Below are 11,759 nucleotides of genomic sequence, written 5' to 3'. Positions count from 1 at the left end.
CAACCGTCATTCCCAATCGGTCCCGTCGCGGTGCCGATAGGCGCCATCGCGCCAGACCATGTCCTCGTCGGAATAGTCGATCTCGTCGCCGGCGCTGCGGTCGCCGACCTCCAGATAGCTGGCCGGGCGGTCGCTGCGGTTGATCAGCCGGTGCCCGTCGGCGACGCCATGCGGGAAGCCGGCGCACATGCCGGCGGTCAGCAGCGTCTCGCCGGCATCGGTCACCAGCGTCAGCTCTCCCTCCACCACATAGACGAACTCGTCCTGTTTGCTGTGCCAGTGGCGCAGGGCCGACGAGGCGCCGGGCGCCAGCCGGGTCAGGTTGACGCCGAAATTGCTGAGGCCCAGCGGATCGCCCAGCACCACCCGGTGCCGCCCGGCGACCTGCGCCCGGAACGGCTGCGGATAGTCGGTGGCGCCGGTTTCGGCGGTCAGCGTCGCGGGATCAAGGACCGGTGGATTCGGCATGGGCGCTCTCCGGTTCTGCAGTGCGGGTCCGGACTGTCGCAAACCGCACCGGCGGCGTCAAATGGTGCCAAGTCCCCTGACAGGGCAGGGTTGCCGCCCCCGCGGCTGGACAGGAGCCCATTCGCCCACCATGCTTATTGCAGCGCAAAACAACAACCTGCGATGCGATGTCGACCCTGGAGATCATCAGCCGCCGTCCCGCCGGGACTTCCAAGATGCCGCCGCTTCTGTTCGTCCATGGCGCCTTCAGCGGCGCCTGGATCTGGGATGCCAAGTTCCTGCCCTGGTTCGCGTCGCGCGGGTGGGATGCCCATGCCGTCTCGCTGCGCGGCCATGGCAACAGCGAGGGCCGCGACCGGTTGCATGATTTCGGCATCGCCGATTACGTCGACGACGTGCTGGAGGCGGCGGACCGCCTCTCATCCCCGCCGGTGCTGATCGGCCATTCCATGGGCGGCATGGTGGTGCAGCGCGCGCTGGCGAAGCGCCGGTTTCCCGCCGGCGTGCTGATGGCGTCCGCCCCGCCCTACGGCCTGCTGTCCTCCACCATGGGGCTGGCCTGGCGCTCGCCCTATGTGTTCCAGCAGATGTCGATGCTGATGACCTTCGGCGAGAAGGCGATCGACCCCGACGCCATCCGCCGCGCCATGTTCTCCGACAAGATGCCGCGCGCCGAAGCCGCCAAGTACGAGAGCTACCTGCAGGAGGAATCGCGCCGCGTCCTGCTGGACATCGGCGGCTGGATTCCCTTCCCCGTCCTGCCGCCGCGAGACCTGCCGATGCTGGTGATGGGTGCGGAGGAAGACCTGCTGTTCCCCCGCGCGGAGGTGGTCGCTACCGCCGCGGCGCTGGGCACCCGGCCGGAGTTCATGCCGGGCATGGGCCACGCGATGATGCTGGAGCAGGACTGGCAGTCCGCCGCCGAGCGGGTCGAAGCATGGATCAGCGCGTCGGTGACCGCCGAGGTGGCTTGAGCCGGCCCTACCCCTTCGGCCGCTCCGACCGGGAATAGTTGCTGAAGTGCCCCTCCTTGGCCGCCATCCGGCGGGCGGACTGGACGATGGCGCCGGACTTTCCCTCCGGCGCCACGTTCGACAGCTGGCGGGTCAGGTCGGCGCCGCCACAGGATGGGCAGGCGGGAGTCTCACCGGAGCGCACCAGGGTCTCGAACCCATGGTCGCAGGCCTTGCAGCGATAGGAATAGAGCGGCATCGCACCCTCGCGGAACGGATCGCATCGTCCCGAGCATGCCGCAATATCCACATTATGAAAATGGCTTTGTTGCGCCGCACCAAATAACGGTCAGGCGGCAGCTCCGCCGAAATCGAAACCGGCTGCCTCGACCGCCTGCCGCACCACATCGGCCGGCACCCCGCCATCGACCAGCACGGTGCCAGTGGCGAGGTCCACGGTTACCACGGCATCGGGCGCCGCCTTGGTGATCGCGTTGGAAACGGAGCGGGCGCAGCCGCCGCAGGTCATCCCATCCACCTTGTACGCATCGGCCATCGTCACGGGGCTCCCCTTTTGGTCGGGTCAGCCGCCGGCATGGTGCGTCCGCACCACCGCGCTGACCGGGACAAGAACGAAGCCACGCTTTTGCACGTCCGGCAGCCAGGATGCCAGAGCCTCGATTGTCGCATCATGCGGGTGGCCGATGGCGACGGCATAGCCCTGCCGCTTCGCCACCTGCTCCGTCTTCGCCAGCTGGGCCTTCACCGCCGCCACCGTTTCCTCGTTGTCGAGGAAGATGTCGCGGCCGACCCAGGGCATCTTCAACTCGCGCGCCAGCCCGATTCCGGCGCTGTTGGGCGTCGTCCGGCTGTCGAGCCACAGCAGCCCGCGGCGGTGAAGCTCCGCCAGCACCGGGGCCAGCGCCGCCCGGTCGGCGGTGAAGCGGCTGCCCATATGGTTGTTCACCCCGACATAACCGTCAAAGCTGTCCAGCGCCGCGCGGAACCGCTTCACGATCTCGCCCTTGTCCAGCGAGACCAGCAGAGCGTTCGGCCCCGGATCGGCCTTCACGCTGGGCTCCATCGGCATATGCAGCATCAGCTCATGCCCGTTGGCGCGCGCCGCCTTCGATTGGGCCGACAGGTCGCGGGCATAGGGCAGCCAGGACAGGGTCAGCGGACCGTGCAGCCCGGCCATCCGCGCCGAGCGCTTGCGGTCCAGCCCCATGTCGTCGATGACGATGGCGATGATCGGCCTGCCCGGCGGCACCTCGGCCGGCAAGGCGTTCTTGCGCCACAGCGCGGCATTGCCGCTCGGGGCCTGCACCGGCGGCTGGGCCGGAGGCGCGGGCGGCGGCAGCATCGCCACCGTAGTGGCTGGAGGAGTGGCGGGCGGGCGCGCCTCAGCCTTGTCCTGCGCGGGTTTTTCCGGAACCGCATGTTCCGGCCCCTCTGCCGCGTGTGCCGGCGCATCGGTCTTCACCGCGGGTGGCGAAGGCGGCGGTGCGGGCGGTGCGGAGGACGGCATAGTCGGCACCGCGGCCTGCTGCACCGGCGCCTGCTGCGCCTGTCCGCCGCCGGATCGACCGCCGGTCAGCGTGGCGACGCCCATCGCCACGGCGAACACCGCGGCAACGGCGGCCAGAGCCAGAACGAAGGGATTCGACAGAAACGGGGGAAGCGAAGTCTTGCGGGCTTTCGAAGGCGCCTTGCGGGCCATGGTGACGATGTCCATCCTGCGACCGGGGCGCCGCACAGTGGCACCCCGCCGCCGCCGCCGCAACCGCCCAAACGGCGCAAACGGCTGGGGCGGCAAGCCCACGGCGCGCCCCGACCAAGCCCACGCAGAAGAGTCCGCCCGATGCGTCCCATCTTTGTTACCGCAGCACTCCTGCTGGCCGGCGCTGTCCCGGCGGAGGCCGCCGCCGGCCCGCAATGCCCGGCCAGCCTGACGGTCCAGGCGCAGCCCGACGCCCCCGGCGGCTGGTCGCCCTACCCCGGCCGCGACAGCCACGGCTTCGCCGGCATCACCATCGTCGAGGGCGACCGCGCCGCCGAGATGACCAGCACCGCGCCCGCCACTCTGGCCCCCGACCGCGAGGTCCGGCGCGGCCGCAGCATCGTGCAGGTGTGGGAGTTCAGCGGCGCGCGGCGGCGGAATATCTTTCTGGTCTGCCGCTACCGCAACACACAGGCGACGCTCGCCGCCGACCTGCCGTCCCATGTCCGCCGCTGCACCCTGACGCTGGCGACCGACATCCGCGGCACCGTGCTGGACGACCCGAAGACCCCGCCGCAGCTCGACTGCCGCTGAGGCGGCGAAGTTCTGCGCGAAGGCTGGAAATCCGCCCCCTCAGCGGCTAGGGTGTCCGTCGTTGGAACAGGGCCGGAACGGCCCCGACGGTCAGGTGGAAGGCGGAAGGCGCATGCTGCTGCTCATCGATAACTACGACAGCTTTACCTACAACCTCGTCCATTACCTGGGCGAGCTTGGCGCCGACGTGCAGGTCCGCCGCAACGACGCCCTGACGGTCGAGGAGGCGATGGCACTCCGCCCCGACGGCATCGTGCTGTCCCCCGGCCCCTGCGATCCCGACCGCGCCGGCATCTGTCTGCCGTTGATCGACGCCGCCGCCAAGGCCCGCCTGCCGCTGCTGGGCGTCTGCCTGGGCCACCAGTCGATCGGCCAATCCTTCGGCGGCCGGGTGATCCGCGCGCCGGTCCCCATGCACGGCAAGGTCGACAACATCCGGCACGAGGGCCGCGGCGTGCTCGCCGGCCTGCCCAGCCCGTTCCGCGCCACCCGCTACCACTCGCTGATCGTCGAGCGCGAGACGCTGCCCGCCTGCCTGGAGGTGACCGGCGAGACCGCCGACGGCCTGATCATGGCGCTGGCCCATCGCGAGTTGCCGATCCACGGCGTGCAGTTCCATCCCGAGAGCATCGAGAGCGAGCACGGCCACAAGATCCTGCAGAACTTCCTGGACCTGACCCGTCCCCGCCCGGAAAGCGCTGCCCTGGAGAACGCGGCATGAGCGGCGATCTCAGCGACATGAAGGCGATCCTGGGCAAGGTCGCCACCGGCGCCGCCCTGACCGAGGCCGAGGCCGGCTTCGCCTTCGACATCATCATGTCCGGCAACGCCACCCCGTCGCAGATGGGCGGCTTCCTGATGGCGCTGCGCGTCCGCGGCGAGACGGTGGACGAGATCGCCGGCGCCGCCCGCGTCATGCGCGCCAAGGCGATCCCGGTGGAGGCGCCTCCCGGCACCATCGACACCTGCGGCACCGGCGGCGACGGGGCCGGCACCTACAACATCTCCACCGCCGCGGCGCTGGTGGTGTCGTCCTGCGGCGTGCCGGTCGCCAAGCACGGCAACCGCGCCATCTCCTCCAAATCCGGTGCGGCCGACGTTCTCGGGTCGCTGGGCGTCAACCTCGACTGCGACTTCGCGCTGGTGCGCAAGGCGCTGTGGGATGCCCACATCGCCTTCCTGATGGCGCCGCGCCACCACCTCGCCATGCGCAACGTCGGCCCGACCCGCGTGGAACTCGGCACGCGCACCGTCTTCAACCTGCTGGGTCCGCTCGCCAACCCGGCGACCGCCAGGCGGCAAGTGCTCGGCGTCTTCTCCAAGCAATGGGTGGAGCCGCTGGCCCAGGTGCTGAAGCGTCTGGGATCCGAGGCCGCCTGGGTCGTCCATGGCTCCGACGGGCTGGACGAGATCACCACCACCGGCCCCACCACCGTCGCCCAGTTGAAGGACGGCGAGGTGACGGTGTTCGAGGTAACGCCGGAGGATGCCGGCCTGCCGCGCGCCCGCATCGAGGACCTGAAGGGCGGCGACGCCCAGGTCAATGCCGAGGCGATCCACGCCCTGTTCGACGGGGTGCGCAGCCCCTACCGCGACATCGTACTGCTGAACGCCGCCGCCGCCCTGCATGTGGCCGGCAAGGCCGCGACGTTGAAGGAGGGCGTGGCGATGGCCGCCCACGCCATCGACAGCGGCGGCGCCCGCGACCGCCTGCGCCGGCTGGTCGCCATCACCAACGAGGCGGTGGCCTGATGAGCGACGTCCTGACCCGCATCAACGACGACAAGCGCGCGCTGGTCGCCTCCCGCAAGGCCGCCCGACCGCTGTCGGAGGTTGAGGCCGCCGCCAAGGCCGCAAACGAGACCAACCCGCCGCGCGGCTTCATCCGGGCGCTCGGCGCCGCGGTGGAGGCCGGCCGCTACGGCCTGATCGCCGAGATCAAGAAGGCCAGCCCGTCCAAGGGCCTGATCCGCGCCGACTTCGACCCGCCGGCGCTGGCCCGCGCCTATCGCGAGGGCGGGGCGACCTGCCTGTCGGTGCTGACCGACGAGCCCTATTTCCAGGGCAGGGACGAGTACCTGGTCGCCGCCCGCGCCGCGGTGGACCTGCCGGTGCTGCGCAAGGACTTCATGGTCGATCCCTATCAGATCGTGGAGGCCCGCGCGCTGGGTGCAGACTGCATCCTCATCATCATGGCGTCCCTGTCCGACGCCCAGGCGGCGGAGATCGAGGACGCCGCGATATCCCAGGGTCTGGACGTGCTGGTCGAGGTGCATGACCGTGCCGAGTTGGACCGCGCGCTGCTGCTGAAGACGCCGCTTCTCGGTGTCAACAACCGCAACCTCAAGACGCTGGCCGTCGACATCGCGACGACGGAGGAACTGGCGGCCAATGTCCCGGCCGACCGCATGCTGGTGGCGGAAAGCGGCCTCTACACCCCCGCCGATCTTGCCCGCATGGCGAAGGTCGGGGCGCGCTGCTTCCTGGTCGGCGAATCGCTGATGCGGCAGGCCGACGTGACGGCCGCCACCCGCGCCCTGCTGGCGCCGGCGTGACGCGATGAGTGACGTGGTGATCGCGGCGGAAAGCCCGCGCCAGGATGCCGTCGTCGCGCTGGTGGCGGCGCTCGACCGCTATCTGCTGGACCTCTATCCGGCGGACACCTGCCACCTGCTCGACATCGGGGAACTGGAGGCGCCGGACCTGCGCTTCTTCGTCGCCCGCAAGAACGGCGTTCCGGTCGGCTGCGCCGCGCTCCGCGTCGATCAGACCGGATACGGCGAGGTGAAGCGCATGTATGTCGATCCCGCCGCCCGCGGCCACCGCATCGGCGACCGTCTGCTCGCCCGGCTGGAAGAGCAGGCGAGGGACGAAGGGCTGACCGCCCTGCTGCTCGAATCCGGCATCCACCAGCCCGAGGCGCTGGCGCTCTACCGCAAGGCCGGCTTCACCGACCGCGGCCCCTACGCCTGCTATGAAGACAACGGCGTCAGCGTCTTCATGGAGAAACCCCTGCTGGAGACCGTCCGATGACCGGCTTCACCCATTTCGACGCCGAGGGCAAGGCGGTGATGGTCGACGTCTCCGACAAGGCCGAGACCGAACGCACCGCCACCGCCGCCGCCACCGTGCTGATGCAGCCGGAAACTCTGGCGCTCATCATGCAGGGCGGCGTGAAGAAGGGCGACGTGCTGTCGGTCGCCCGGCTGGCCGGCATCATGGGGGCCAAGCGCACGCCGGACCTGATCCCGCTTTGCCACCCGCTGATGCTGACCTCGGTCAAGGTCGACCTCTCCTGCGATCCCGCGCGTAACGCGGTGGACGTGACCGCCACCTGCAAGCTGAAGGGCCAGACCGGCGTGGAGATGGAGGCGTTGACCGCCGTCACCGTCGCGGCACTGACCGTCTACGACATGTGCAAGGCGGTGGACCGCGGCATGACCATCACCGACGTCCGCCTGCTGCACAAGGCCGGCGGCAAGAGCGGCGAATGGGGTGCCGCCACCCCATCCACGGGGGGTTAAAACGATGATCTCCGTCGCCGAGGCGCGCGCCCGCATCCTGTCGGCCTTCGCCCCTCTGCCGGCGGAGACCATTGCCCTGACCGACGCGCTGGGCCGCGTGCTGGCCGAGCCGGTGTTCGCCCGGCTGACCCAGCCGCCCTTCCACGCCGCCGCGATGGACGGTTGGGCGGTGCGCGCCGCCGACATCGCCGCCGCGACCGCCGAGTCCCCCGTCCCCCTGCGCCGCATCGGCGAATCCTCCGCCGGCCACGCCTTCACCGGCAGGGTCGGCCCTGGCGAGGCGGTGCGCATCTTCACCGGCGCGCCTCTGCCCGACGGTGCCGACGCCGTGGTGATGCAGGAGGATTGCAACGCCGACGACACCACCGTCTGGATCGGCCGCGCCGTGGTCGCCGGCCGCTTCATCCGCGAAGCCGGCTTCGACTTCACGCTCGGCCAGGAACTTTTGCCGAAGGGCCGGCGCCTGACCGCCCGCGACATCGCGCTGGCGGCCGGGGGCAATGTGCCTTGGCTCTCGGTGCATCGCCGGCCGCGAATCGCCATTCTCGCCACCGGTGACGAGATCGCCCTGCCCGGCGACCCGCTGGGGCCGAGCCAGATCGTCAGCACCAACGCCCTCGGCCTCTGCGCCCTGGTCGCCGCCCAGGGCGGCCTCGCCCACAACCTCGGCGTCGCCAAGGACACGCCGGAGAGTGTGGCGACCCTGGCGAAGGGGGCCGCCGGCTGCGACCTGCTGGTCACCACCGGCGGGGCGGCCCATGGCGACTACGACCTCGTGCGCGACGTGCTGGCGGAGCGCGGCGTGGCGCTGGAGGTGCAGACCGTGGCTATGCGGCCGGGCAAGGCGCTGATGTTCGGCCGGGCCGGATCGGTGCCGCTGCTGGGCCTCCCCGGCAACCCGGTGTCCACCGGTGTCACCGCCGTCCTGTTCCTGCGCCAGATCCTGCGCCTGCTGCAGGGCTTGCCGCCCGAGGACGACCGCCTGCCGCTGCGCGCCCGCCTGACCACAGCGCTGAAGGCCAATGACCGTCGCGAGGAGTATCTGCGTGCCACGCTCGCCGCCGGCCCCGACGGTGTCCTGACCGTCACGCCCTTCGCCCGGCAGGACAGTGCCATCACCACGCTCTACGCCCAGGCCGATTGCCTGATCCCCCGCCCTCCCAACGCCGACCCGGAACCGGCCGGCGCCATGGTGACCGTGCTTTCTTTGACCGACGGAGCGCTCAGCATCTAGACTTGGCGGCATGGCCCCGGAGGGCGGATGGAACAGTTGAACAGCACGCCGAAAACTGTTTCACGGCGTTCCAAATGTTCCATTCAAGTTCTAAAAGAAGCCGATGGGGGGCTTGACGCGCGGCAGGAACCAAACTAGAACATGGAGGCAACGTTTGGTTTTTGTTCCATCTTCAGTCTGGCGACGGCCGGGAGGCATCCATGCTCACGCGCAAGCAGCACGAATTGCTGCTGTTCATCCACGAACGGCTCGGCCAGGGCGGTGTCTCGCCGTCGTTCGACGAGATGAAGGACGCCCTGGGGCTGAAGTCCAAGTCGGGCATCCATCGCCTCATCACCGGACTTGAGGAGCGTGGCTTCATCCGCCGCCTGCCCCACCGCGCCCGCGCACTGGAGGTTCTCCGCCTGCCGGAAGGTCTCGACGCCGCCCGCAGCCGCGCCGCAGCGCCCAAGCCGAAGTTCCAGCCCAACGTCATCAAGGGCGATTTCGCCTTCGCCGGCCGCGATAACACGCCTCCCGCGGCAACGCCCGCCGCCGCCAACGAGACGGTTCAACTGCCGCTCTACGGCCGCATCGCCGCCGGCACGCCGATCGAGGCCCTGCGCGACAACAGCGCCTTCGTCGACATCCCCGCCTCGATGCTGACCGCCGGTGACCATTACGCGCTGGAAGTCTCCGGCGACTCGATGATCGAGGCCGGCATTCTCGACCACGACACCATCATCATCCAGCGCTGCGACGCGGCGGAGAACGGCACCATCGTCGTCGCCCTGGTCGATGAAGGCGAGGTGACGCTGAAGCGCCTGCGCCGCAAGGGCAACACGGTGGCCCTGGAGCCCGCCAACGCCGCCTACGAAACCCGCATCTTCGGCGCCGACCGCGTCCGCGTGCAGGGCAAGCTGGTCGGTCTCGTCCGCAAGTACTGAGACCCATTCTCCCTCCCCCGCCCAGCGGGGGAGGGCTGGGGTGGGGGCAAATGTGTCAACTCCTACCTCCCTCCGGTCCAGGGCCTATCCCCCCTAAGCCCCCGCACCGTCTCCACCCGGACACCCTCCTCCGTCACCGTCAGCGTGTGCGCCCCTTCATGCCGCAGCGCCCACCGGTCGACCACTATACCGGCCCGACACCCCCGCGCGACCGCCGGCGTCACCACCGCATCCGCCGCGCCGCAATCCTCGTCCAGCGCGTCCGGCAGCCGCGGCAACGCCAGCGTCCTCCCCCGCACCCGGTACAGACACCCCAGCGCATCGCAACTCAGCGACCGCTCTCCGTCGCTCCATCCCCCCGCCGCAGGCCAGGGATCCGCCGCCGTCCGCGCCCCATCCCGCTCCCGCCAGGTCTCGGTCACCCTCCCGCCACTCTTCACCGAAGCGCTGAGCCGCCCATCGGGCAACCGCACCGCTGCAACCGCGCCGTCCCCGGACACCAGCACATCCGGCCGCGCCACCAGCATCGGCGAGGTCAGCCCGGCCAGGATCGGCAGCATTCCCAGCCATCGCCACCGCCGCGTCCATATGCACAGCCATAGCCCGCCCGCCACCAGCGCGGCGAATCCCTCCACCGGCATCGCCGGCACCGTCAGCGAGGCCCAGGGCAGTCGGCCAAAGAATTCCGCGGTCCAGATCACCGCCCGGTCACCCCAATTCATAGCGATCAGCGCCGGCGCCTCCAGCCCGAAGGGAAGCAGCGCGTAGGCGATCAGGCTCCATGGCATCACCCAGAAGGACGTGATGGGAATGGCGATTAGGTTCGACAGCACGCCATAAAAGGCGATCTGCTGAAAATGAAAGAGCGAGAAGGGCAAGGTCGCCAGTGTCGCCACCACGCTGGTCAGCAGAATCCCGCCGACATAGAACAGCCCGCGCACCAGCCATCCCGCATCCCGCCGCCATTCCGCCAGCCTGACACTGCCGCGCTCGAACGCTGCGATCAGCGCCACCACCGCCGCGAAGGACATCTGGAAGCTCGGTCCCAGCATTCCCTCCGGGTCCATGGCGATGGTGACCAGCCCGGCGAAGGCGACCAGCCGCATGCTCAACGGGTGGCGGTCCAGCATGATCGCCCCCATCACCATGCCGGTCATCAGCACCGACCGCACCGTCGGCAGCGGCGCACCGACCAGCAGCGTGTAGGCAAGCGCCGACAGAATGCCGAACAGCGCCGCGATTTTCTTGATCGGCCACCGCAGCGCGATATAGGGCACCGCCGCAAGCAACGCCCGCACCACATAGAACAGGATGCCCGCCGCGATGCCGACATGCAGGCCGGAGATCGACAGCAGATGCGCCAGCCCGCTGTTGCGGAAATCGTCCAACGTCGCCTCGGGGATGCCGAATTCCTCGCCATTCAGCAGCGCGGTGGTGACGCTCGCCTCCACCGGGTTACCGATCGCCGCCGCGACCCGTTCGGCAATAGCACCCCGCGCCCGTTCGAAGGCGATGGACACCGTGCTCCATCCCGTAATCGGCGGTGCCTCCACCTGCTCCACCGCCCCTGTGGCGAAGCCGGTTCCACCCAGCCCCATGAACCAGGCCCGCCGCTGAAAGTCGAAGGCACCGGGTTCGGCCGGCGCCTGCGGCGGCAGCAGCGCCGCCCGCAGCCGAACCACCGAACCCGGCGCGGGCGCTGGATTGCGGTCGGACAGGCGGATCCTCAAGGCGGCCGGCGTCTGCTCCGGTGCCAGCCTGCTGACCGTCGCCTCGCGCAAGGTGATCCGCACCGCACCCGGCCGCCGCTCCACCGCCATCACCCGCCCGGTCACGGTGGCGCCCGCGATGCTTCGGGTCAGGACCGGCGCCGCCATCCGGACCGTATGCGCCTGCGCCACCAGAAATCCGGCCGCAGCCATCAGCAGCGCCATCGCCGCCCCAGCCAACGCGAACCAACGCCGCACCGCCAGAAGCAGAACCGCCGCTCCGCCGACAGCCGCGAGCCCGCCCCACCAGACCGGCTCCTGCCGCAAGCCGAAATAGAGCGACACACCGGCCCCGAACGAAACGGGCAGCCACAGTACCCAGCGCTCCCCCTCCGACCCCGCCCACGCCGCGAGTCGCCCCCACACGCGCACCAACAGGCGCCGCCAGCGTCCGCTGAGTGCCGGTGGGTCGTCCGCCTCCTCCTCCGGCCAGCCGGCGGCCGTCACCGACAGTGGGCTCCTGGCGCAGCGATGCCGCCTGCGGGCCCTTCAACGACCGTCCATGCACGCATCGCATTGCCTCCAAGCCGGGTGGCTGTGTTAAACCACGGTGTCGAACCACCGGCGCATC

The 11,759-nt window shown here is 70.0% G+C and carries 14 protein-coding genes; 9 read left to right on the top strand and 5 right to left on the bottom strand.

Features of this window, described 5'->3' with window-relative positions; genetic code table 11:
• Window positions 1-6: 6 nt before the first annotated feature.
• A complete protein-coding gene (locus B9N97_RS18575) occupies window positions 7-468 on the bottom strand; it encodes a cupin domain-containing protein (RefSeq protein ID WP_085089250.1) in 462 nt (153 codons plus the stop codon).
• Window positions 469-683: 215 nt separating this feature from the next.
• On the opposite strand from B9N97_RS18575, the gene B9N97_RS18570 reads away from it, so the two are divergent.
• Complete coding sequence (locus B9N97_RS18570) at window positions 684-1,442, top strand: alpha/beta hydrolase (RefSeq protein WP_244560772.1); 759 nt, start codon at window positions 684-686, stop codon at window positions 1,440-1,442.
• Between the two features lie 7 nt (window positions 1,443-1,449).
• Here B9N97_RS18570 and B9N97_RS18565 read toward each other — a convergent pair whose 3' ends face one another.
• The 3 genes from B9N97_RS18565 to B9N97_RS18555 form a co-directional block, all read right to left on the bottom strand.
• On the bottom strand, window positions 1,450-1,680 hold the full coding sequence (locus B9N97_RS18565; RefSeq protein ID WP_085089248.1) for an FmdB family zinc ribbon protein: 231 nt from the start codon (window positions 1,678-1,680) through the stop codon (window positions 1,450-1,452).
• Between the two features lie 90 nt (window positions 1,681-1,770).
• Window positions 1,771-1,977, bottom strand: a complete 207-nt coding sequence (locus B9N97_RS18560) for a heavy-metal-associated domain-containing protein (RefSeq protein WP_085089247.1) — start codon at window positions 1,975-1,977, stop codon at window positions 1,771-1,773.
• 27 nt (window positions 1,978-2,004) lie between these two features.
• Entirely contained in the window at window positions 2,005-3,156 is a 1,152-nt protein-coding gene (locus tag B9N97_RS18555; RefSeq protein WP_244560771.1) for a divergent polysaccharide deacetylase family protein, read from the bottom strand.
• Between the two features lie 126 nt (window positions 3,157-3,282).
• Between B9N97_RS18555 and B9N97_RS18550 the strand changes: the two genes are divergently transcribed.
• From B9N97_RS18550 to lexA, 8 genes are all read left to right on the top strand, one after another.
• The gene (locus B9N97_RS18550; RefSeq protein ID WP_085089245.1) at window positions 3,283-3,735 is read left to right on the top strand and encodes an STY0301 family protein; all 453 of its coding nucleotides are present in this window, start codon (window positions 3,283-3,285) and stop codon (window positions 3,733-3,735) included.
• A gap of 112 nt (window positions 3,736-3,847) precedes the next feature.
• Window positions 3,848-4,456 carry an anthranilate synthase component II gene (locus tag B9N97_RS18545; protein ID WP_085089244.1) on the top strand — a complete coding sequence of 203 codons (609 nt, stop codon included), beginning with the start codon at window positions 3,848-3,850 and terminating at the stop codon, window positions 4,454-4,456.
• Window positions 4,453-5,487: an anthranilate phosphoribosyltransferase gene (trpD, locus tag B9N97_RS18540; RefSeq protein WP_085089243.1), complete on the top strand. Its 1,035-nt coding sequence runs from the start codon at window positions 4,453-4,455 to the stop codon at window positions 5,485-5,487. Before B9N97_RS18545 ends, trpD begins: the two co-directional genes overlap by 4 nt.
• The gene (gene trpC, locus B9N97_RS18535; protein WP_085089242.1) at window positions 5,487-6,290 is read left to right on the top strand and encodes an indole-3-glycerol phosphate synthase TrpC; all 804 of its coding nucleotides are present in this window, start codon (window positions 5,487-5,489) and stop codon (window positions 6,288-6,290) included. The genes trpD and trpC overlap by 1 nt, the downstream gene beginning before the upstream one ends.
• 4 nt (window positions 6,291-6,294) lie before the next feature.
• The gene (locus tag B9N97_RS18530; protein WP_085089241.1) at window positions 6,295-6,768 is read left to right on the top strand and encodes a GNAT family N-acetyltransferase; all 474 of its coding nucleotides are present in this window, start codon (window positions 6,295-6,297) and stop codon (window positions 6,766-6,768) included.
• Window positions 6,765-7,259: a cyclic pyranopterin monophosphate synthase MoaC gene (gene moaC, locus B9N97_RS18525; RefSeq protein ID WP_085089240.1), complete on the top strand. Its 495-nt coding sequence runs from the start codon at window positions 6,765-6,767 to the stop codon at window positions 7,257-7,259. Before B9N97_RS18530 ends, moaC begins: the two co-directional genes overlap by 4 nt.
• A 4-nt stretch (window positions 7,260-7,263) precedes the next feature.
• On the top strand, window positions 7,264-8,493 hold the full coding sequence (locus B9N97_RS18520; RefSeq protein WP_085089239.1) for a molybdopterin molybdotransferase MoeA: 1,230 nt from the start codon (window positions 7,264-7,266) through the stop codon (window positions 8,491-8,493).
• Between the two features lie 200 nt (window positions 8,494-8,693).
• Complete coding sequence (gene lexA, locus B9N97_RS18515; protein WP_085089238.1) at window positions 8,694-9,419, top strand: transcriptional repressor LexA; 726 nt, start codon at window positions 8,694-8,696, stop codon at window positions 9,417-9,419.
• Window positions 9,420-9,481: 62 nt separating this feature from the next.
• Here lexA and B9N97_RS18510 read toward each other — a convergent pair whose 3' ends face one another.
• Window positions 9,482-11,635 carry a ComEC/Rec2 family competence protein gene (locus B9N97_RS18510; protein ID WP_085089237.1) on the bottom strand — a complete coding sequence of 718 codons (2,154 nt, stop codon included), beginning with the start codon at window positions 11,633-11,635 and terminating at the stop codon, window positions 9,482-9,484.
• Window positions 11,636-11,759: the final 124 nt, after the last annotated feature.

This window comes from Azospirillum oryzae (genome assembly GCF_900177515.1).
Classification (GTDB): Bacteria; Pseudomonadota; Alphaproteobacteria; order Azospirillales; family Azospirillaceae; genus Azospirillum; species Azospirillum oryzae_A.
This window is presented reverse-complemented; position numbering and strand designations above follow the sequence as displayed.

Bases quoted from the DNA above. Each gene is read 5' to 3' on its own strand.
- B9N97_RS18520 (WP_085089239.1), top strand. From the start codon at position 7,264: ATGATCTCCGTCGCCGAGGCGCGCGCCCGCATCCTGTCGGCCTTCGCC.
- B9N97_RS18565 (WP_085089248.1), bottom strand. From the start codon at position 1,680: ATGCCGCTCTATTCCTATCGCTGCAAGGCCTGCGACCATGGGTTCGAG.
- lexA (WP_085089238.1), top strand. From the start codon at position 8,694: ATGCTCACGCGCAAGCAGCACGAATTGCTGCTGTTCATCCACGAACGG.
- B9N97_RS18550 (WP_085089245.1), top strand. From the start codon at position 3,283: ATGCGTCCCATCTTTGTTACCGCAGCACTCCTGCTGGCCGGCGCTGTC.
- B9N97_RS18570 (WP_244560772.1), top strand. From the start codon at position 684: ATGCCGCCGCTTCTGTTCGTCCATGGCGCCTTCAGCGGCGCCTGGATC.
- B9N97_RS18560 (WP_085089247.1), bottom strand. From the start codon at position 1,977: ATGGCCGATGCGTACAAGGTGGATGGGATGACCTGCGGCGGCTGCGCC.
- B9N97_RS18545 (WP_085089244.1), top strand. From the start codon at position 3,848: ATGCTGCTGCTCATCGATAACTACGACAGCTTTACCTACAACCTCGTC.
- trpD (WP_085089243.1), top strand. From the start codon at position 4,453: ATGAGCGGCGATCTCAGCGACATGAAGGCGATCCTGGGCAAGGTCGCC.
- B9N97_RS18530 (WP_085089241.1), top strand. From the start codon at position 6,295: ATGAGTGACGTGGTGATCGCGGCGGAAAGCCCGCGCCAGGATGCCGTC.
- B9N97_RS18575 (WP_085089250.1), bottom strand. From the start codon at position 468: ATGCCGAATCCACCGGTCCTTGATCCCGCGACGCTGACCGCCGAAACC.
- B9N97_RS18555 (WP_244560771.1), bottom strand. From the start codon at position 3,156: ATGGACATCGTCACCATGGCCCGCAAGGCGCCTTCGAAAGCCCGCAAG.
- trpC (WP_085089242.1), top strand. From the start codon at position 5,487: ATGAGCGACGTCCTGACCCGCATCAACGACGACAAGCGCGCGCTGGTC.
- moaC (WP_085089240.1), top strand. From the start codon at position 6,765: ATGACCGGCTTCACCCATTTCGACGCCGAGGGCAAGGCGGTGATGGTC.